Genomic DNA, 21204 nt, shown 5'->3' on the forward strand with positions numbered 1-21204 from the left:
TCGATGTCGGCGATGTGCATGGAGCCTCCCCTTCCCCTGCAGTAGCCGGTTTCCTTGCCCAGAAGCTCTGCGAACATCTGGGGAAGCTTTCCGCCTTTTGCTATGCAGTGACCGTGGCCCCGGTGGGTACTGGTAATCATATCGTCCTTTTCCAGGGCCGCAATCGCACCAACAGCAGTAGCTTCCTCGCCTACCGAGAGGTGGCAGGTGCCCCAGATCATGTTGGCCTTGAACAGTTTGTCAACTTCTAGCTCGAAGCACCTTATCTCATACATCTTTTTGTACATCCACAGTTTCTTTTCCGCAGTCAATTCCACAGAATATCACCTCTTATTTAGTCTAAAATTTGCACGCCCATAAACAAATTAGGAATGATATTACAGCATTTAAATATTTATTTTTAAATATATTTATTGAAATAAAAATGGCATTTGCCAATTAATTTCAGATATTTTTAGGCAAAATGCCCTCTCTTATCAAAATATCAGCAAGCCACATAGCTGCAAGTCCCACAACGTGCGTGCATTTGTCTCTATGCGCTCCCGCTTCCTCAAATTTTTCTTTTTCGTTAGGTTTACTAAAATCATAGTAGTTTCCAAAAACTTTTGTCTGAATTATTGGGCATGTTTCCCCGCCAAATTCTTTTTCAAAAACTTCTCTTATTTGTTTAATTAACCTTCGATATTTAAATTTAGAACAGTTTATACCGTATTCTTCGAAGCTACGTCCAAAAAAATACGAGATCACTAATATGCTACCACTAAAAGCTCCGCAGATACCTTTAGCTTCATCGGCGATGCCTCCTGAAAAACCACTAGCACATTTAAATACAAGATCATCTATTTCAAAAAAATCCTTGATGGCAGCAACAATCGCTTGAGAACATCCTCTATACTTCCCCTCGTAATAATATCCTCTCTTATAGATTTCATCTAAAATTTTTTGTTTATTAAGCTCTAAACAATCCATTTATTAACTCCCTCCTGATTAGTCAGATTTCGCACCTTTCCATAAAACCAACATGCCTATATATCCCATAAAATGGAAATTCAATCTAAGAAGAGTTTGTGAAAAATAACAAAATCAATTCTAAGGAACCTACCATTCTCTTTAGCTCATTTATATACTTTTTAGGCAAATAACGCTTGATTTTGTCGTTTTTACTTGCTTTCAGTATTTTTTACGTATTCAAATAGCTCTCTACTCATATTGATTCAACTCTAACTGCGCTATAATTTTTTCGCAAAAACCGTGCCACTTTCTTGCAGATTTTGTTTTATAGACAGTCAGCACCTAAAATCCACTCCAGAAATGCCTTTTTTATAAGACTTGGTTCTTTCAAATATTTAATTTTCTTGATAAATTGATCGTCTTGTAACAACTTATATAATCTCCTGAAGAATTCCACTGAATCCTCTTTTAATGCGAGCATCATCACAATTTCCACCTCTTCTTCTTGTACCCACTTAACAGGCTTGGGTAATATTGCTAAGGCTACAGCAGGTCTTATTACATTTTCTGGCATTCCATGAGGTATGGCTATTTTATTCTTCAAAAGAGTCGGCCCAATAATTTCTCTTCGATAAACATCTAATAGGTATCTCTCATTCACATAGTTTTTATTAATTAACAGTTCCCCCAGATGATCTAGAACATCGTTTTTAAATTGAAAATCATGATTTACCATAATTAAATCTTCATTAAAAAGATCTGCAAAATATAATATCTCAGAAATATTTTTGTCAAGAGCTTTATTATTTTTTGTCAAACCTATTATTTGCCTCAGCTTGTTCAACGCCGAACCGTTTATAAGTTCTTCAATCGATATAAATGGTATTTCTTCATCCTCCGGATTTATTGTACCAACTATCGCCGCTACCTTTTTTACATTTTTTATCCTTTTTATCTGCGACCTTATATCTTCGTCCGACATAGCTCCCACAGGAATTATTTCCGCTTTCTCGAAAATATCAGGAGCCATTTCTTTAATTAATTCTTTCAACCTTATAGCGGAACCCTGTCCTGTTATACACACCGTCAAAATTGTCCACTTTCCAACATTCACACGACTTTCTCCATCTAGGGTAAATCTGCCAATCTCCAGCTCGTTCTTTTGTATGTTCTTTACTATATCTCCCAAACTGGTATCGGGTAAAATTGCTCGTCTCACAGCCTCGAGCACCATTACAGTATCTACCCGTCCGACCGTCATAGTAGGTATTCCCGTTTTTTGAGTTATTATTTCTCCAAAAGTCAAAAGAGAACCCATATCTACTAAAAGTAGAACGCCTTTGCCTTCATCTACTTCTTTTACAACATCGATAGTCTTTTGCAGGACAGCCTCCGGTTCCTCGTCAAGGCTCATCTCTATGCCGACTGCATGTTCAACACCTAAAAGCCGGTTTACTACTTCGACCATCCCTTTTGCAACATGCCCGTGAGTCAAAACTATTACTCCTACCCTGCCCGTCTTGAAATCGGCGGGATGGGTCATAGTTCTAAGATACATAGCCACAAAAGCTATTTCGTCCTCCGGCATCTTATATCCCGTCAATTCCTCAACAATTTCTACCATTTCTTTTGCAACTTTATATTCCAACTTGTATTCATTCTTTACTTTTTCCAATTGGGGATTAATTACTGGTTTCCCCTGGCGAATGCGATCTAAAGTTGCGCTGAGGTGTATGGCAAGGCAATAAAACAGATGGTTATCCACTTTGCCTAGCTTTTTTTCGGCAACTTTAATCATCTGCTCTGTAAGGTTAACTATTTGAGAACCTACAATTCCTTCCAAGTCCTTTTTTTCCAAGGTTTTGTGCTTAGTTTCAAACTGCCTCACCAATTGCTGGAATTTTACTTCCAGTTCCCCTCCTATCACCCTGTTAATGACCTCCTGACTTAACCCCTGGCTCTGAAGTTCCTGGTATTTTTCTTCTATATACCTATAAATTTCTTCCGGCAGTATATACAGGTCTTCCTTCGGCATGGGCGTAATGTCGGCTTCTCCAGGGTTTACCATCAAATCTCCTTGAAGGAGGGTTTCAATGTCGGGAATGCGGTTTTGGACTTTTAACATCCCTCTTCTGGCGTGTACCGGTAAATCTATTAAATCCACCTCTATGAAATCCTTTTGATTACCTATATACGACAAAAATCCCCTCGCGCAGGCCACCTGTATATCGCTTCTCAATTGTCCTAAATTCCCGGGACAATCATACATCAAAAGCGCCCTTAACGCTTCTTGTTTAACTTTTATTTTCACCCCGATGCGGTCAGCCTCTTTTCTGAAAAAATCTTTTATTATCTCATATCTTTCCGATATAGGCCGAGCCGAAAGCGGGGGCAATTCTATTATCATCGGGATTCTTCGCCGGAAAGTTAAAAGTAAGGATGATTCTATATCTTCCGTAGTGGCGGCAATTATCATGACGCTGGCGGTGCGAAAACTCTCCGTTTCACCCAACCTCCTGAACTTCCCTTTATCGATGAGGTAATACAAAATCTCCTGTCCCTCCGGCGGAAGCCGGTGAACTTCATCTAAAAACAAAATTCCACCATTAGCTTTTTCCACCAGTCCCTCCTTCGGCGAATCCGCACCGGTATAAGCCCCCTTTACGTGTCCAAAAAGCTGAGATAATAGAAGCTGGGGGTTTTCGGCATAATCGGCGCAATTAAACACCACAAAAGGAGCACTTTCAGGAAGTTTCCCGGTTTCCACGGCAAAATGGTACATGGCTTCGGCAAGAATGCTCTTCCCAACGCCTGTAGGACCGATAATGAGAGTATGCAGCCCGTGAGGAGGATAAAGAACCGCTGCCTTGGCCTGCTGAATCTGAGTTTTCAAACTTCCATCCGACCCGATAATTCTGTCAAACGCTGTCGATATTTTCGAACCAGCTTTTAGCTTTTTCTCCGCCGCATTCTGACCTTTTTTTACTACTCTTTCTTGCAGCTCCTTTCTAAGTTGAGAGATAATAAATCTCGATACATTAAAACCGCGCTTTTGAACGGCCTTTGTCAGTTCCCTGTCAGATACGCCAGGATCTTTTGCCACTTCTTCCTCTATAGCTTTCATAAGATACGGTTTTCGCCTTTCGCGAGAATCAGGAATATTGAATTTTCCCCTTAAGATGGTAACCTCATCGCGCCTTATCCCCAGCATTTCTGCCAATTGTTCATCGGTATATGGATTTTTCTTGTCTTCATTTTTTATGAGTTCCAGCAATCGTTCTTTTTCAACCATGCCATCCACCCCTCACATCACACATTTTATGCAATTAATGTACCATAAAAATATTTTTGAGCCTTTGCTTATATAGTTCCACATTTTATGCCACATTTTCAACATTGATGAAAAAAGCCCGACCCTTTTTCGGTCAGGCTTTGTGGAAGTATTCGTAAACCGCCATGGCGGATTTTTTATTCATTCCAGGCACTTTCGATAACTCTTCTACGGACGCCTTTTTTATATCCTCCAAGCTCTCAAAAGCATTGAGTAAAGCCTTCCTCCGCACTTTGCCGATACCCGGAATTTCTTCCAGGATGGATTTTAAATTCTTTTCCGAGCGCAGCTTTCTATGATAAGCAACCGCAAATCGGTGGGCTTCATCCCTAATTTTTTGCAAAAGATAGAGGGCTTCTGAATTACGGGGCAAAATTATAGGTTCGCTTTTACATTCCATGAATACATGCTCAAATTCCTTGGCAAGTCCGATCGCAGGAATATGATTTAAGTTTAATTCCTTTAAAGCCTCAAGGGCGTATCTCAACTGTCCCTTTCCTCCATCTATAACGAGAAGGTCGGGAAAATTCTTAAACTTTTCATCTCCCTCCAAACCTCTTTTAAACCTCCTAAAGACAGCTTCTTTTATGCTTTCAAAGTCGTTTGGGCCTTCAACCGTCCTTATCTTAAACCTCCTGTAGTCTTCCTTTTTCGGCATCCCATTTTCAAAGGCAACCATGGATGCGACAGATTCCGTACCTTGGGTGTTAGATATATCAAATGCTTCAATTCGTCTGGGTAACTTTTCCAAACCAAGGTAGTTTTTTAATTCTTCCATCGCCTTTCCGTTTTTTATCCTTTCTCTTTCTTCAAAGTCTTCATTTTGCTTTAAATAAATCATGGCGTTTTCCGCCACCATTTCTATTAACTCTTTCTTTTCTCCTCTTTTCGGAACGATTATCTTCACTTTTGAACCTTTTTTGGCAGAAAGCCAGGTTTCGATAGCTTCTTTTTCATCTATTTCTTCTTCCACAATAATTTCTTTTGGAATGAAAGATGCCGTATCGTAAAATTGTTTTATAAAAGAAGCCAGGATTTCCTTCCTATCAGCCCCTTCCACATTGTTCAATATAAAAGGTTCGCGCTCAACAATTTTTCCCTCGCGCACAAAGAATACAGTCATGCAAGCCGTATCAAATCCCCGCACCATTGCTATTACATCTTGATCAACCAGATCGGTTGATGATATTTTCTGCTTTTCTATTATTTTTTCCAACGCTACGATTTGATCCCTATAAACTGCTGCCGCCTCAAATTGAAGCGAATTCGCAGCTTCCCGCATTTTTGCCTTTAAATGATCCAAAAGCTGTTCCTTTCTTCCTTCTAAAAACATTGCAATGTTTTTTACAAGTTCTCCATATTCTTCTTCTGAGATGTTACCCTGACACGGAGCAGTACAAAGTTTTATATGATAATTGAGACAAGGCCTTTCTTTCAAAGGCAACCTGTCCAAATCCTTTTTACAGCTCCTTATGGGAAAAATCTTCCGGAGCACATCTATAGCTTCACGCATTGCCCGCGCCTCTACATAAGGTCCAAAATACTTCGAACCGTCCTTCTTTATCTTTCGTACCACCTCTATCCTCGGAAAAGATTCGTTCGTTGTAATTTTTATATAAGGATACTGCTTATCGTCCTTTAAGAGAATATTGTACTTGGGCCGATAGAATTTTATTAGGTTGCATTCAAGGATAAGTGCTTCCACTTCAGAATCGGTAACAATATACTCTATATCTTCTATATGTGAAACCATGGAACTTACTTTTGCAGGCAAACTCTCACCAGATTTGAAATAAGATTTTACACGATTTTTTAACGATACTGCTTTACCTACGTATATGACCTTTCCGCTTTTATCTTTCATTATATAAACTCCGGGTTTTTCCGGAAAGGAATCTATTCTTCCGGGGTCGAACATAAAAAATCCCTCCCGCCTTTATTATACCATAAGCGGGAGGGATGCTTTTGTTATCACGTGTGCTCGACATGGGCGAATCCCTCTTTGATAATGTGTATAACGTGGTCGTCGTCTAATGAATAATAGACTTGCTTTCCTTCCCTGCGGAATTTTACCAGGTGGGCCACCCGGAGTACCCTCAAGTGATGGGACACGTTAGACACAGTCAATCCTAATATCGCTGCAATATCGCAAACACATAGTTCATCTTGGGAAAGTAGGTACACAATTTTCAGCCTCGTCTCATCGGCAAGAACTTTAAACAGTTCTGCAAGCTCATTGGTATTAGGAATAGTTCCAGATAATTTTTTTACTTTTTCTTCGTCAATACAGAAAACGTCGCACATATCCGGAGCTTTGTTTTTATTTTCCATGACATTCACCCATAAAGTTAGTATTTGTGATAATTATAACTTATTTTATTTATTTTGTCACCCTAAATTTTTTGTATCTCCAAAAAAACATCCATTTTTTTCACAAATTAGATGTCTTAATAAAATCTACTATTCTCTCGTCATTAGCGTCAAAGACAGGAATTTTCCTATTTCCGTTTATAACAATTCTAATATCACCGTTTTCACTTTTTTTTATATCTAGACCCTTTAATTCTTCCTTTATCGAATGAATTTTATTTATATCGAGCATTATCACTCCCTTCACATCATTATCTTCCAACAATTTTAAGTCTTTTGGAGTAATTTGATTTCCGTAAACTATTATCTTTGGCAAACAATCTGACTTGTAACCTTCCACCAATACTAATTCAACGTCCTTTAGCTCACCCAATATGTCATTAAGAGAAACGGGTTGCTCAAGGCGCTCCATCCTTAACAATTCTTTTTCTGAAGAGGCTATGACTACATCAGCACCTGCCGTATAAATACGTCCCGTATCACTTTCATCCACATCAAAGCCATGAGGCGTATGTTTTATGACTCCAACCTTCACTCCTCTTTTTTTTAATTTTTTTACTATCCTTGTTATCAAAGTTGTCTTACCGCTATTTGAAAAACCAGCAAACCCTACAACTATCATAAAAACATAAGCCCCTCTTTCAAATAATAAGTCCATATAATAATTATAACCAAAAAAAATCCGAATGTCGAAGTACATAAAAAAGCCGTGGAAGTCCACGGCCGATACATCATTCAAAATTATCTTATAGTCGGATCTTCTGCTTCCAACCTTCCTTCCCACAGGTACTTCTTTGTCTCTGCCACCAAGACACTGCTCAAAGCGATAAGAGAAATTAGATTCGGTATGGCCATCAGACCGTTGAAAATATCTGCAAAGCTCCACACTATATCCAAAGTAGCAACGGAACCGATAAATGCAGCAATCACCCACAGCCAGCGGTAAGGCATTACTGCACCTGTGCCAAAAAGGTATTCCACCGCCTTTTCACAGTAATAAGCCCAGCCGAGAATGGTAGAGTAAACAAATGTCAACAAGCCTATAGTTAATGTAATAGGGCCGATAACGGGTATATGTTCAAAAGCGGTCTTTGTAAGTTCCGCTCCCTTAAGGCCTGTCTCCCAGCTTCCCGTTGCGACAAGCACCAAACCAGTTATCAGGCAGATTACCACAGTATCCCAGAAAGTCCCAGTCATCTGGACAAGCGCCTGGCGGGTGGCATTTGGAGTCTGTGCTGCTGCTGCAGCTATTGGTGCGCTTCCTAGCCCGGACTCATTGGAAAAGAGTCCCCTTGCCACACCGTATCTCATTGCCTGCATTACTGTTGCTCCTACAAATCCACCAATTGCAGCATGCCCCGTAAAAGCACTCTTTAAGATTATAGCTATAGCAGAGGGGATATTGGCCGCATTCATTCCAAGTATTATAAGACATCCTGTCACATATACTATAGCCATAAATGGAACTAACATCTCACAGACCCGCGCAATACTTTTTATTCCGCCTATAATTACGATGCCGGTAAATACCGCTATTACCAGACCCGTAATCCAAGTAGGAATGTTAAAAGTAGCTTTGACCATTTGCGATATTGAGTTAGCCTGGACTGTACAACCTATCCCAAAACCTGCTATTGCTGTAAAGAGCGCAAAGAGAATACCTAGCCATTTCATTTTGAGACCGCGTTCAAGGACATACATAGGGCCACCGGCCATTTGTCCCAATGCATTCTTTGTCCTGTACTTCACAGATAGCAGGGCTTCAGCATATTTTGTCGCGATTCCGAATACCCCAGTTATCCAGAGCCAAAAAACAGCTCCGGGACCGCCTAAGCCAACTGCTGTAGCAACGCCTACGATGTTTCCGGTGCCGACCGTCGCGGCCAGTGCGGTAGTCAAGGCCCCAAAGTGGCTCACATCGCCTTCGCCTTCCGATACCCTCGTCAAAGACAGTTTTATGGCCTTAAATATGTATCTTTGAATAAAATTCAATCTGAATGTCAGATATATATGAGTGCCTACAAGAAGTACTAGCATTGGAGGACCCCAGACTATATCGCTTAATTGGCCGAGAATTTTCTCTAATGTTTCCACACTCATCCCTCCACATAAAATTTTAAGTCAGCCGTCAAAAGTTACAATTTTGTTATACCTGCTATCCCTCCTATTCTAATTTTTGAATTATCCAACATTATATACGCAATATATATTATATCATTTTTTTCATCATTCCACATTATGAATTTAACAAAATGGTCATAAAATTTTTTTAATACGATTTTTGGAAACTTTTCGTTCCAGGTTTCCATTCGAAAGGTGTTTGTTAAGTTAATAGAGAATATTTATAATGGCACTAGTAAGGTTAAAATTTTATTCGGAGGGTTTTCTGTGAAAAAATACAGGTATAGGATACGCTTTAAAGACAGAGTGGGTATGGTAAGGGATATTTCGGAAATTGTAGCTCAAGGAGGAGCTAACATAGTTTCCCTAGAAGTGAAACGGGGGGAAATTTATCTCCAGGTAGAACCCCTGCCGGAAGAAAAGCTGTCTTACATCATCCATCGCATTTCTCACATTCCCGATGTCTACGAAGTAACTTCAGTGGAATGGATGCCTCACGAGCTGGCCGAGCAACAGCTAAGAACGGTTATAAATTCCGTACAGGAAGGCATACTTTCAGTAAGCAAAAAATTAATCATTAATACCTGCAACGCCAGAGCCATGCAAATTTTGGGTATCAACTACCCACCGGTCGGGAAACCTCTATATGAAGTACTCAAACTTCCGGATGAAGTTCTGGAACTAATAAGAAGCGGAAAACCTCTGGAGCAAAAAGAGGTTGCCATCAGTTCATCTCGGGGTTCCATCCGGGTAATGGTCAACTCAAAACCCATTTTCGACGATAAGGGAGAAATTGCAGGTGCCGTGTTGACAATAATGAAGATGTCCGAAATTCGAAGGCTGGCCCATTCCTTAACCCGCCCAGTAATGGTTACCTTCGATGACATCATACACCGAAGCAGAAAAATAAAAGACCTGATTGAACTCGCCAAAACCGTAGCAAAAAGCGACTCCACCATCCTGCTCAGAGGAGAAAGCGGCACCGGCAAAGAACTTTTTGCAAGGGCAATCCATATTGAAAGCCCTCGCAGGGAATATCCCTTTGTTGTAGTAAACTGTGCAGCTATCCCGGATACTTTGCTGGAAAGCGAACTTTTCGGCTACGCCGACGGCACTTTCACAGGGGCAAGGCGAGGAGGACGGCCTGGCTTATTTGAATTTGCCCACAAAGGAACTATATTCTTGGACGAAATAGCGGAAATCCCGCCGCATATCCAAGCCAAATTGTTGAGGGTACTTCAAGAAGGAAGCGTCCGAAGGTTGGGTGAAATGGAGGAAATCAGAGTAGATGTGAGAATAATCGCCGCCACCAACCGCCCACTTGAGGAAATGGTTTCAAGAGGTGACTTTAGAGCCGACCTATTTTACAGGCTCAACGTTATACCCATTTACCTGCCTCCTTTGAGGGAACACAAGGAAGACATACCCGTACTTGTGGATTATTTCATAAAAAAATTCAACCAGAAATTCAACAAATCCGTTCAGGGCATATCTCCAGACGCTCTAGAACTTATTTTAAACTATCCCTGGCCCGGCAACATCAGAGAACTTGAAAACGTCATGGAAAGAGCTATGAATCTCTGCAAGGAACATATAATAAAAACCAAAGACATAATAATAAATTCGCCTCCGATTCTGTTTTCACCGTCTGAAAAATTCATGCATTTAAAGGAAATGGTAGAGGAAACAGAAAAAGAAGCCTTAGTCAGGGCACTCAGCCAGGGAGGGAGCGCGAGAAAGGCGGCAAAAATCCTGGGAGTCTCCCACACCACCGTAATTAAAAAAATGAAAAAATATGGAATCACTTTAGAATAATTCCACAATGGAAACTTAGGTTTCCATTCAACGCATCAAAGTCCCAGCAGGAAAGCGGAACTTCATAATGGCACAAATTTTGCTTGAGATGTAAAGTAAAGATAAAGAAGAAGGAGGTTTAACGCAAAATGATTGTAGGCGTACCGAAGGAGATAAAACCTCAGGAAAACCGCGTAGCCATTACTCCTGCCGGTGTTGACGCCCTCGTTAGGGCAGGCCACAAGGTTTTAATCGAAAAAGGCGCAGGAGAAGGAAGCGGCATTTTCGATGAGGATTACGAAAAAGTCGGCGCCGAAATAATGCCCTCCGCTGAAAGCGTCTGGGAAAACAGCGAGATGATAGTTAAAGTAAAAGAACCGCTGCCGAGTGAATACAAATACTTCAAAGAAGGACAGGTTATCTTCACGTACCTTCACCTCGCTCCCGAACCCGAACTCACCAAAGCCTTAATGGAAAGCAAGGTCGTGGCAATTGCCTATGAAACGGTGCAAAAAGACGACGGCAGCCTGCCGCTGCTCACACCCATGAGCGAGGTCGCCGGAAGATTGGCCATTCAGGAAGGAGCCGCTTTTCTCGAAAAATTCCGTGGCGGGAAAGGCGTTCTCTTATCTGGAGTACCCGGTGTTCCCCCGGCTTCAATAGTAATAGTAGGCGCCGGAACCGTGGGTACTAACGCACTAAAGAGGGCCATTGGCATGGGGGCAAGGGTTACCATTCTCGATATCAATGTAAACAAGCTTCGCTATTTGGATGACATTTACCAGGGGCACATCGAAACCCTCTACTCCAACCGCTTTAATCTATTAAACGCCATAAGCAAAGCCGACCTCGTAATAGGCGCCGTACTGATACCAGGAGCCAAGGCCCCGAAGCTCGTCACTGAAGAAATGGTCAAGGCAATGGAGCCCGGCAGCGTCATAGTAGATGTGGCAATCGATCAAGGCGGCTGCGTGGAAACTATAGACCATCCTACAACCCACGCCGAACCGGTATTCGTAAAATATGGGGTAATCCATTACGCCGTATCTAACATGCCGGGCGCGGTGCCAAGGACTTCCACTTTCGCCCTTACCAATGCAACGCTCCCCTACGCGCTGGAACTTGCCAATAAAGGGTGGAAAAAAGCAATAATCGAAAATAAGGCTTTAGCAAGAGGAGTCAACGTACTAAACGGCAAAATTACTTATAAAGCGGTAGCAGAAGCCCACAATCTTCCATATCATCCTCTAGAAGAAGTCCTTACCGAAATATAAGAAATTATAGGAAGGCCTCTTCCTGAAAAGCGGGAGGGGCCTTTTACTGGGAATAGGGGATGGTAAAGCAAAAAACCGCTCCTTTTTCTCCTGCGTTTTTTGCCCAAACCTTTCCACCGTGAGCCTCTACAATCCCCTTCACGATAGAAAGACCAAGGCCGGTTCCGCTGCTGTCCCTAGTTCTTGCCTTGTCAACCTTATGGAATCTCTCCCAAATAAAAGGCAGCTCTTCTTCCGGTATACCAGGGCCTTCGTCTTTTACACACACTACCACGCCATCGGAATTACTAATAGCTTCAATCATTATTTTCCCATCTTTTTTAGTATATCTCAAGGCGTTATCTATTAAATTAATCAACACCTGTTCTATCCTATCCTCATCTGCCAAGACTAACGGAACAACCTTTACATCGGCTACTATCGAAACCCCCTTTTTTTCGATTGTGGGATTAATCTTTTTTATCACTCTACCTATCAATTTTTCTAATGAGAAACTGTCTTTTTTCAGGTTTAAATGCCCTGCTTCCATCTGCGAAAGATCTAATAAGTCATTTACCAACCGGCGAAGCCTCAGAGTTTCCTCCAAAATGATATTGAGATATTTTTTCTGTTCATCAGGTTCTTCTATCATGCCATCTATTAAGGCTTCAGTATACCCCTGAAGATAAGTCAATGGAGTTCTCAGTTCGTGAGACACATTAGCTACGAATTCTTTCCTCAAGGACTCTAGCTTTTTTTCTTTTGTAACATCCTGCAAAACCGCCACGACGCCCCACACTTCTGACTCGTCATTAAAAAGAGGCGCTAATCTAACGCTTAAAAATTTCCCTTCGAATTTTATTTCTTCCATTATGCGGTCTTTACTTTCTTTAACTCTTTTGACAAGTTCGCTTAAGACGCTTTTGGCTTTTCCCTCCCAACCTTCTCTTTTTGCTCTGTCTCCGAACAACTCTTTTACTTGCGGATTAGCCATAACAATTTGCCCTGCCTGATCAAAAGTTATGACACCGTCCGTCATGCTGAGCAACACGTTTTGCAGTTGGTTTTTTTCCTGCGAAAGGGCAGTTATATTTTTCTTCAAAGCATCTGAGAGAATGTTTAAAGTTTCAGCTAAAGTTCCAACCTCATCGTCGGCACTTATATCGATCTTGTCTTCAAAATTGCCCTTTGCCATATTTTCCGCTACTTTTTTCATTTTTACGAGAGGCCTCGTTATAGTCCGCGAAAAGCCCAAACTTAAAAAGGTCGATAATATTAAAGACACTACCGCTACAAAGATTATCCCTCGTCTGATTTCCCATATTGATTTCTGAATGGAAGCCATTGGCGACAATAGAATAAGCCCTCCCACCACATTTCCATTGCGTACAATTGGAAGGGCGACCATGAGCATAGAAGATTCTTGCTCAGGCAAATAACTTTTATCTACTACTATTTCTCCCTTTAGCACACTTGAAAGCTTTAATCCATCTATCGGAAGGTTCTTGCCAAAGTATAACCTATTTGTACAGGCCATAATTAGGCCGCGCCTATCTACCACTATAGCATAAGCGTTTATAAACTTACTAATATCTACGAGCTCTTCAGGGGCTATACCTCTGGTAATTAGGGTAGATAGCTGCTGTCCTTCATTAATCATTTCAGTTTGTTTTATTTTTATATAAAAATCTTCAAAAAAACCAGACAGCACAAATCCAGAAAATATAATAGTAATTATGGTCAATAATGTCATATATATCCATAATTTTATAGTAATGCTGTTTTTAAGCTTCATCTTCCCACCTCAAATTTATAACCCACTCCCCAGACCGTGACGATATACGAAGCCGCCTTGCTCCTTCCAAGTTTTTCTCTTAGCTGTTTTATATGCGTGTCAACAGTCCTTAAGCTTCCAAAAAAGTCATAACCCCATACTTCTTCCAACAATTTTTCTCTCGTAAAGACTTTTTCTTTGTTTTTAGCGAGGAAGTACAAAAGGTCAAACTCCTTTGGTGTTAGCGCCACCTCTTTTCCGTCAACCACAACCTTTCTCGATTCGGGGTCTATGACGAGCCCTTCGAACTCCAATATTTGTCTTGGCTCTCTAGGGCCGAATCGCCTAAGCAAAGCTTTTATCCTCGCAACCAGCTCCCTTGGACTAAAGGGCTTTACTACATAATCGTCCGCCCCCAATTCGAATCCAAGAACTTTATCGAATTCCTCTCCTCTTGCCGTTAGCATTATGATGGGTATATCGTATTTCTTCCTGATTTCCTTGCAGACAGTCCAACCGTCTACCACGGGCAACATCAAATCCAAAATTATCAAATTATATTCAGCTTTTTCTATCATTTCGAGAGCCTGCTGCCCATTAAGCGCTTCATCAACCTTGAATCCCTCTTTTTCAAGATAGAGCCGCACCAAATCTATCATCTTTTTCTCATCGTCGACTACCAGGATCCTCACTTGTTCCAAAAGCATTTCCCCCTTGTTATAAAAGGGCCACTTCGTTGGCCCTCGTTTTACAAACTAATTATAAAATTTCCGGAATTATTCCGTCAACGGTTCTGTTTGTTTTTTCCTCATTTCTCCAGTGTTTCTGTCCACATAATAATCTCCCTTTAGCAGGAGTTCGGATACAGGAACAATCTTGTAACCCCTCTTTTTCAATTCCTCTAATATAAGTTCTACCGCCTCCGGTGTGTTCTTACCATTATTGTGAAACAAAACTATAGATCCCGGCTTTACCTGCTTTATAACACGACTGTATATAGCACTAGCGCTCAAATCCTTCCAGTCCAGAGAATCCACATCCCATTGTATAACATAATATCCCAACTCTTTTGCTGTTTCGATCAATGTATTGCTGTAATCACCAAAAGGTGGCCGGAAGACCTTACATTCTTGGCCGGTAAGTTCTTTTATTTTCTCATGGGTAGACCTTATTTCCTCAATTATTCTCTGTTTTGAAATACTTCCCATCCGCGGATGGGTTGCCGAATGGTTGCCTATTTCATGACCTTCTTTTGCTATTAATTTCGTCATGTCCGGATATTTGTCCATCCACATCTTTACCAGGAAAAAAGTAGTTTTCACATTATATTTCCTCAAGATTTCAAGCAATTTTGGGGTCTTGTCCGAACCCCAGGCCGCATCAAAGGAGATTGCTATTTTCTTTTCGTCGGTCTGAACTCTGTAGATAGGAACTAATCTATCACGCCCAGCAAAAACAAAAACTGCTCTTTTAAAAAATTCGCTGTTAGAAGCCAAAAAAACAGCGACGAAGGTAAAAAAACATATAATAGCAGTAAAAAACTTTTTATTTATATTCACATTCACCACCGCCTTAATAAAGCTTCATCTTATCTTTATTCCAGCACCATGTTGTTTATGATATTGTTTTACATATCGTCAATTTAAGCGGTGGCGATGTGTTTGTTCAAAAACGAGCTCTTCTATCACTAAAATCGCTGTGTGTAGAAAATTCTGTAAAAATACATTTTTACGAAATGGATATTAAAATAAAAAATTAGCCCTACATAAAATTCAAAATTCATGCCAATAAGCAAATTTTGCCACCAACTTTTTCGCAATTTCCAGAATCCAGTAAGCCTCCTCAACCCTAAATGCATAAATCAAAGCAAAATAAAAAATAGCCCCTAGTCCGATGATTAATCCCAGAATAACAATGCTTACGAGTTTCCCGGTAGCTGCTATGTACGCCGACGATATACCGTAAAGCCATAGGACTGCAAATCCCATTATGACCGACGACGCCACGCTTTCTATAAAAACCCCAAGAATCTTTTTCCCGCCCAGGCCGGATATCTTCTTTTTCAGGTTCAAGATGAGGAGAATCGTCGTCACCGCAGCGGAAAGGCTTGTGGCGAGCGCAAGACCGCTGTGCTGCATGTACCTTACAAGCACGAGGTTCATCACTATATTAAACCCTACGGTCATAATCCCGTTTATCATAGGGGTCTTCGTGTCCTGAAGGGAGTAAAATGTCCTGTTATGGACGTCCCTGTACCCGTAGAAAACCATCCCCAGTGAGTAAAAGATGAGAGCCGACGCAGTCATGGATGTTGCCCTGCCGGTAAACTCTCTCCTATCAAACAATACGGACACGATGGGATGGCCTAATACCACGGCACCTGCGGTAACAGGGAGGATAATTAGGGTGATTACATTCAGGGCTTTCATCAGCTTTTCCTTGAACTCGACCATATTATCCTCCGCGGTAAGGCGGGAAAGAAGTGAGTATATGACAACCGATATGGACATGCTGAAAAGGCCGTAAACAAAGCCGTTTAATTTGTTTGCGAAATTTAATGCCGCAATGCTCCCCTCCGGAAGTCCCGACGCCAGCATCCTGTCTATCAATGTGTTCAGCTGCTGCACCGCCGCCCCATCATGACCGGCACTGATAGCGACGCAACTTTTATTACATCCCCGTCTTTAAGGTCAATTACAGTCCGGTATCTATAGCCTTTTTGGAAGGCAAAAATCAATAAAAGCAAAAGCTGCAATGCTGATCCTGCCAGAGTAGCCGCCACAAGGCCGTAGGGCCCCACCATATCGTGAAGAAGCAGAGCGGCGATGATTATGAAGTTGTACGGTATCCCTATCAGTGTGGGCACTGCAAACTCGTGTTAGACTAGAGAAACCCCTGAAAAATATTGCTAAGGCCTATGAATATCACCATGGGAAAGGCAAGCCTGGTAAATCCAACGGCAAGTTTTAATGCCTCCCCTTTGAAACCCATGGCGATAAAAGAAACTATTGGCCTTGCGAAAATGACACCTAAAAATGTTACGACCATGCTCCCGAAGAGAACCGCGGTTATAATCTTATTCGTGAATTTAACCGCCTCCTCCCTGCCCTTTTCTACCATTATCCTGGAATAAAGCGGGATGTACGTGGTGGCTATGGCCGCCGTAACGCTGGCAAAAAGCATCTGCGGGATAGTCTGTGATACAAGGTATGCGTCGGTGACGTGCGTCACACCGTAGGTGCTTCCGAGGACTATCTCCCGGAAGAAGCCCGTAATTTTGCTTAGCAATGTTATCATCATTACGACGATCGTTGCTTTTTTGTAGCTTATTTTTGTTTCCATGTTTCGTACCTCTTTATGAATCTTACTTCTTGAAATTAATGTTCGTTAACTTTTACCTTCTTTTATAAAAAGTTCTACTAAAAATGCAAAATTCCTTTCCTTGAATTTTTAATCAATTGTAATTCCACAGTATCGAATTTATTATTTTTTTCACAAAGAAGGAATTTTTTGATATTAAACAGAAATTATTAATATCGAACACAAGTAAACAATCATTAAATGCTAAATCGAACAAATTTGAACACGGAGGTCAAAAATGCTCACACTAGAACGCCGTAAGAAAATTTTGCAATGGATAAAACAAAACGGCAGGGCCGAAGTGGGAGAACTCGCCGCAACTTTCGGTGTGTCTCCCATGACCATAAGACGCGATTTGAGGCACTTGGAGGAAGAAGGCCATCTTCTGCGGGCAAGGGGCGGTGCATTGGCCAGAGATTCATTTATCGATGAAGTCCCCTATCGGTCAAAAGTAAGTGCAAATATCGAACTCAAGCAACTAATCGCAGAAAAAGCGTGTTCCCTTATCAAAGACGGCGACTCTGTGATACTCGATGCCGGATCCACTACTCTGGAGATTGCAAAATGTCTAAAAAAGACTTGCAAAAATCTAACTGTGGTGACGAACGATTTGAATATAGCCCTCGAATTGGCCGACATCGCAAATATCAATGTATTCACAACAGGAGGCAAAGTCCAACCCGGGTTATACTGCCTCCTGGGTGAAGAAGCTATCAATTTTATAAAATCTATAAATGTAAATATCGCGTTCCTTGGTGCAGCAGCTATCGATTCGGATTTAGAGTTATACACTCCTACGCTGGAAAAAGCCCACCTCAAAAGAACTATGATAACTTCCGCCGCAAAATCGGTGGTAGTGGCAGACCATACCAAATTCGGTCACAGAGCTTTCGCAAAAGTATGCAGCATTGATGCTGTGGATGCCCTCATTACCGACGACGGAATAGGTGAAGAATTAAAAACTAAAGTGGAAGACCTCAAGATTGAGGTAATTTTGTGTCCGGCAAAATCATACGTAAAAAATGGGAAAGGAGGATAAATCAGATGGCAAATTTCGCGGTAATAGCCGACGATTTAACCGGCAGCAACGCTACGGGGGCACTCCTGGCCGGTTCTGGCTTTAAAGTTGTCACACTAATAAACTATGAAAACCTTGAGATTTTTAATTTCGAAACATACGACGGAGTTATTGTCAACACTTCTAGCAGGAGCATCGACAAAACCGAGGCTTTAAACCGAGTCAGAACTTGCGCTTCTTTCATGTATAAAAAGGGAATAAGATATTTTGGAAAGCGAATCGACAGTACCATAAGGGGTAACCTTGGCGCCGAAATAGAGGGAATCCTCACGGGTCTAGAATCTGAGTACATAGCCGCTGTTGTCCCTGCATACCCACGCTCAGGTCGTATTGTAGTAGGGGATTATCTCCTTGTAAACGGATTACCTGTAGATCGGACAGAAGCTGCCCGGGACCCGAAAAACCCCGTAAAGGTTTCGGACGTACTGGAGGTCATAAAGGAACAGACCGCCATGCCTGCCTGTCACATCTCCTTAGGGACGATTCTGAAAGGTCCCGAAGCTATAGCCGAAAATATAAGGCATGCAGTAGACTCAGGCAAAAAAATTATCATTTTCGATGCGGTAAGCGACGATGACATCGCCGATATAGCACTGGGCCTTCATAGGTCGCGGGTAAAAGCAGTAACTGTAGACCCGGGGCCTTTTACACAAAATTATTTTTCACTTGTCATTCAAAATGGTGACAGGCATATTGAGGGCAAAGTAATGGTAATATCCGCCAGCACTACGCCTTTAACACGAAGCCAGCTTGGCTACTTGCAAAAGGAATATAAAGCCGAATTTTTAAACATCGATGGAAATTTACTTCTAGATGAAAAAGCAAGGGAAGATTATTTGCTGTATACGGCAGATAAAATATATGACATCGGCGTAAAAAACAACATCTTCGGGCTGAGGGTTGCTGAAAAGGAAGAGATGCTGATTGACCTGAACGCGGAAGCCCAACGTCGAAACACCACCGCAGATTTTCTTTCGATAAGGATAAATAGTGCCCTTGCCCAAATAGCCAAAAAAGTACTAGAAAAGGGAATCCCAAATCTCAAGGGTGTTTACATCACGGGCGGTGACATGACCGTAGCTTTCTGCCAGGAAGTAGGGGCTCTTGCCGTAGAAGTTTCAGGAGATGTGCTTCCACTGGCGGCCTATGGAACTCTCGTTGGCGGTGACTTTGACGGCCTCAAAATCGTGACAAAGGGAGGCCTCGTGGGAAATACGGAAAGCGCTGCAAAATGCGTTGAATTTCTTCTGAAATAGATAACTTTCAAGAGAAGGAGTGAAGTATCTTGCAAAAAAGACCTCTAATTGCAATTACCGCAGGAGATCCTGCCGGCGTCGGCCCAGAAATTGTCGTAAAAGCCCTGTCCAATAAAGAACTATACGAAAAAGTTAAGCCGGTTGTAATATGTTCTAAAAACATCATTGAGAAAGCTTTAGAAATAACAAAGGTGAAGATGGACGTTTGTCCTGTAGAAATCGACGCACTTAACCGACTGGGCGAAAAAGACTTTTCTTTCGATAAAGTTTTCCTAATAGATTTGAAAAATGCAAGTAACGATATCCCCTTCGGTAAAATATCTGCGGAAGCGGGTAAAGCTGCCTTTGAATACATTAAAAAAGCTGTACAGCTTGGGATGGCAGGACTTATAGACGGTGTAGCAACCGCCCCGATAAACAAGGAGGCAATTCATGTTGCGGGCATTGATTTCATCGGTCACACGGAGATGTTTGCAGAACTAACCAACAGCCCCGATGTCTTAACAATGTTCCAGGTAAGAAACCTCCGCATATTTTTCCTCACCCGGCATCTTTCGCTGATTAAGGCATGTTCCATGGTGAAGCTGGAGAATATCTACAAGACTCTCGTCAGCTGCCATAAAGCGCTGCAGACACTGGGCATAGAAAGTCCTTCAATTGCTGTGGCAGCCTTAAACCCACACGTAGGTGAAGGAGGGCTATTCGGAGACGAGGAGGTGAAAGAGATAATTCCGGCCGTTGAGAAGGCTAAAGCTGAAGGCATAAATGCAGTGGGTCCTGTTCCAGCGGATTCGGTCTTCTACCTTGCAAACCTGGGCCGTTTTGACGCCGTGCTCTCGCTATATCACGACCAGGGACACATAGCCGCTAAAATGCTGGATTTTGAGAGAACCGTAAGCGTAACCATCGGCCTTCCGTTTATAAGGACTTCGGTTGACCACGGCACAGCCTTCGATATTGCCGGGAAGGGAATTGCAAGTTCAGTAAGCATGGAAGAAGCCATAAAGGTTGCGGGGGACTACGCTTTTTTGGTTAAAAACAAAGGTAAATAGTAACGGGAGGGTGAATTTAATGAACGGCGTTTCTGGAATTCAGATGATACTGAGCCTCATTATCGGTGTCTCCGTCTTGGTTTTCCTCATAATTAAAGACAAAAATCCATGCCTTCTCCGCCCTCATCATTGCAGCATTATTAACGGGTTTGATTGGCGGTATGCCGCCAGCCGTGGGTGACGTAAACGTGGCAAAATCTATAACCACCGGCTTTGGCAATACTCTAAGCAGCATAGGTATAGTCATCGGTTTTGGCGTGTTATGATAGGAAGATTGCTTGAAGTACCTGGCGCTGCGGAGCGCATGGCCTATACATTTTTGAAGTACTTAGGCAGAGGAAAGGAAGAATGGGCATTAGCTGCCAGTGGATATGTAATATCTACGTAATATCTATACCCATATTTTGTGATTTGGGTTTTGTTATTCTTTCTCCTTTGACAAAGGCCCTTTCCATGAAAACTCGAAAGTCCGTGCTGACCCTTGGTGTGGCCTTGGCTATTGGTCTTGTAGCTACCCATCAGGCGGTTCCACCGACCCCTGGTCCTTTAGAGCAGTAGCAGGAATTTTTAAAGTCCAGGTCTTTTATTCTCAATTCCAATTACAGTAGCAGGGGTACTCTATGCCCAATGGCTCGGGAAAAAATATACCAAATTCCCAAAGAAGATGGTAGCGGATGGAAACGACCTGAGTTTTAACCTTCTAGAGTGGTGGAAATTCCTATAGAAGAAAGGCCCGATCTCCCCTCAACTTTCATGTCATTTGCCCCGATCGTTGTGCCTGTAATACTAATAATTTTCAACACCGTCCTGTCAGCACTCAAATTAAATCAACCCTGGGCCCAGTATCTTATATTTTTAGGCAAC

At 41.9% G+C, this 21204-nt stretch carries 18 protein-coding genes and 1 pseudogene; 6 read left to right on the plus strand and 13 right to left on the minus strand.

The window, feature by feature from the left end; translation table 11 throughout:
* The 7 genes from BUB66_RS11360 to BUB66_RS11390 form a co-directional block, all read right to left on the minus strand.
* Positions 1-317, minus strand: a 317-nt coding sequence (locus BUB66_RS11360; protein ID WP_280144556.1) for a thiamine pyrophosphate-dependent enzyme, incomplete at its 3' end; no start/stop codon positions are given.
* Between the two features lie 127 nt (positions 318-444).
* A complete protein-coding gene (locus BUB66_RS11365; RefSeq protein ID WP_073258599.1) occupies positions 445-969 on the minus strand; it encodes a C-GCAxxG-C-C family protein in 525 nt (174 codons plus the stop codon).
* A gap of 307 nt (positions 970-1276) precedes the next feature.
* Positions 1277-4243: a sigma 54-interacting transcriptional regulator gene (locus BUB66_RS11370; RefSeq protein WP_073258601.1), complete on the minus strand. Its 2967-nt coding sequence runs from the start codon at positions 4241-4243 to the stop codon at positions 1277-1279.
* Between the two features lie 133 nt (positions 4244-4376).
* Entirely contained in the window at positions 4377-6200 is a 1824-nt protein-coding gene (gene uvrC, locus BUB66_RS11375; protein WP_073258602.1) for an excinuclease ABC subunit UvrC, read from the minus strand.
* Between the two features lie 53 nt (positions 6201-6253).
* Positions 6254-6613 carry an ArsR/SmtB family transcription factor gene (locus BUB66_RS11380; protein WP_073258604.1) on the minus strand — a complete coding sequence of 120 codons (360 nt, stop codon included), beginning with the start codon at positions 6611-6613 and terminating at the stop codon, positions 6254-6256.
* A 100-nt stretch (positions 6614-6713) separates the two neighbouring features.
* Positions 6714-7436: a molybdopterin-guanine dinucleotide biosynthesis protein B gene (gene mobB / locus BUB66_RS11385; protein WP_143156283.1), complete on the minus strand. Its 723-nt coding sequence runs from the start codon at positions 7434-7436 to the stop codon at positions 6714-6716.
* A complete protein-coding gene (locus BUB66_RS11390; RefSeq protein WP_425291886.1) occupies positions 7394-8746 on the minus strand; it encodes an alanine/glycine:cation symporter family protein in 1353 nt (450 codons plus the stop codon). The genes mobB and BUB66_RS11390 overlap by 43 nt, the downstream gene beginning before the upstream one ends.
* A 294-nt stretch (positions 8747-9040) precedes the next feature.
* On the opposite strand from BUB66_RS11390, the gene BUB66_RS11395 reads away from it, so the two are divergent.
* Positions 9041-10588 carry a sigma 54-interacting transcriptional regulator gene (locus BUB66_RS11395; RefSeq protein WP_073258610.1) on the plus strand — a complete coding sequence of 516 codons (1548 nt, stop codon included), beginning with the start codon at positions 9041-9043 and terminating at the stop codon, positions 10586-10588.
* Positions 10589-10716: 128 nt separating this feature from the next.
* The gene (gene ald, locus BUB66_RS11400; RefSeq protein WP_073258612.1) at positions 10717-11841 is read left to right on the plus strand and encodes an alanine dehydrogenase; all 1125 of its coding nucleotides are present in this window, start codon (positions 10717-10719) and stop codon (positions 11839-11841) included.
* A 43-nt stretch (positions 11842-11884) separates the two neighbouring features.
* Here the strand turns inward: ald and BUB66_RS11405 are convergent, their stop codons facing one another.
* From BUB66_RS11405 to BUB66_RS11945, 6 genes are all read right to left on the minus strand, one after another.
* A complete protein-coding gene (locus tag BUB66_RS11405) occupies positions 11885-13615 on the minus strand; it encodes an ATP-binding protein (RefSeq protein ID WP_073258614.1) in 1731 nt (576 codons plus the stop codon).
* Positions 13612-14253 (minus strand): response regulator transcription factor, encoded by a 642-nt coding sequence (locus BUB66_RS11410; RefSeq protein ID WP_425291887.1) that lies wholly within the window; start codon positions 14251-14253, stop codon positions 13612-13614. The genes BUB66_RS11405 and BUB66_RS11410 overlap by 4 nt, the downstream gene beginning before the upstream one ends.
* A 117-nt stretch (positions 14254-14370) precedes the next feature.
* Positions 14371-15090, minus strand: coding sequence for a polysaccharide deacetylase family protein (locus BUB66_RS11415; protein WP_244269851.1), 720 nt, complete (start codon positions 15088-15090; stop codon positions 14371-14373).
* A gap of 276 nt (positions 15091-15366) precedes the next feature.
* Entirely contained in the window at positions 15367-16221 is an 855-nt protein-coding gene (gene murJ / locus BUB66_RS11935; protein ID WP_084099036.1) for a murein biosynthesis integral membrane protein MurJ, read from the minus strand.
* A complete protein-coding gene (locus tag BUB66_RS11940) occupies positions 16209-16460 on the minus strand; it encodes a hypothetical protein (protein ID WP_084099038.1) in 252 nt (83 codons plus the stop codon). Before BUB66_RS11940 ends, murJ begins: the two co-directional genes overlap by 13 nt.
* 17 nt (positions 16461-16477) lie before the next feature.
* Positions 16478-16936 carry a lipid II flippase MurJ gene (locus tag BUB66_RS11945; RefSeq protein WP_084099040.1) on the minus strand — a complete coding sequence of 153 codons (459 nt, stop codon included), beginning with the start codon at positions 16934-16936 and terminating at the stop codon, positions 16478-16480.
* Between the two features lie 256 nt (positions 16937-17192).
* Here BUB66_RS11945 and BUB66_RS11425 point away from each other — a divergent pair, with 256 nt between their 5' ends.
* The 4 genes and pseudogenes from BUB66_RS11425 to BUB66_RS12810 all read left to right on the plus strand — a co-directional run.
* Positions 17193-17993: a DeoR/GlpR family DNA-binding transcription regulator gene (locus tag BUB66_RS11425; protein WP_073258620.1), complete on the plus strand. Its 801-nt coding sequence runs from the start codon at positions 17193-17195 to the stop codon at positions 17991-17993.
* 5 nt (positions 17994-17998) lie between these two features.
* Positions 17999-19288 carry a four-carbon acid sugar kinase family protein gene (locus BUB66_RS11430; RefSeq protein ID WP_073258622.1) on the plus strand — a complete coding sequence of 430 codons (1290 nt, stop codon included), beginning with the start codon at positions 17999-18001 and terminating at the stop codon, positions 19286-19288.
* 29 nt (positions 19289-19317) lie between these two features.
* Positions 19318-20340, plus strand: a complete 1023-nt coding sequence (gene pdxA / locus BUB66_RS11435) for a 4-hydroxythreonine-4-phosphate dehydrogenase PdxA (protein WP_073258624.1) — start codon at positions 19318-19320, stop codon at positions 20338-20340.
* Between the two features lie 19 nt (positions 20341-20359).
* Positions 20360-21204 (plus strand): annotated as a pseudogene (locus tag BUB66_RS12810) (GntP family permease); the annotation flags it as partial.

Origin of the sequence: Caldanaerovirga acetigignens (assembly GCF_900142995.1) — a bacterium.
In the GTDB taxonomy this organism is placed as follows: domain Bacteria; phylum Bacillota; class Thermosediminibacteria; order Thermosediminibacterales; family Thermosediminibacteraceae; genus Fervidicola; species Fervidicola acetigignens.

Coding starts and splice junctions, on each gene's coding strand:
- BUB66_RS11365 (WP_073258599.1), bottom strand. CDS start 969: ATGGATTGTTTAGAGCTTAATAAACAAAAAATTTTAGATGAAATCTAT.
- BUB66_RS11370 (WP_073258601.1), bottom strand. CDS start 4,243: ATGGTTGAAAAAGAACGATTGCTGGAACTCATAAAAAATGAAGACAAG.
- uvrC (WP_073258602.1), bottom strand. CDS start 6,200: ATGTTCGACCCCGGAAGAATAGATTCCTTTCCGGAAAAACCCGGAGTT.
- BUB66_RS11380 (WP_073258604.1), bottom strand. CDS start 6,613: ATGGAAAATAAAAACAAAGCTCCGGATATGTGCGACGTTTTCTGTATT.
- ald (WP_073258612.1), top strand. CDS start 10,717: ATGATTGTAGGCGTACCGAAGGAGATAAAACCTCAGGAAAACCGCGTA.
- BUB66_RS11405 (WP_073258614.1), bottom strand. CDS start 13,615: ATGAAGCTTAAAAACAGCATTACTATAAAATTATGGATATATATGACA.
- BUB66_RS11410 (WP_425291887.1), bottom strand. CDS start 14,253: ATGATAGATTTGGTGCGGCTCTATCTTGAAAAAGAGGGATTCAAGGTT.
- BUB66_RS11945 (WP_084099040.1), bottom strand. CDS start 16,936: ATGGAAACAAAAATAAGCTACAAAAAAGCAACGATCGTCGTAATGATG.
- BUB66_RS11425 (WP_073258620.1), top strand. CDS start 17,193: ATGCTCACACTAGAACGCCGTAAGAAAATTTTGCAATGGATAAAACAA.
- BUB66_RS11430 (WP_073258622.1), top strand. CDS start 17,999: ATGGCAAATTTCGCGGTAATAGCCGACGATTTAACCGGCAGCAACGCT.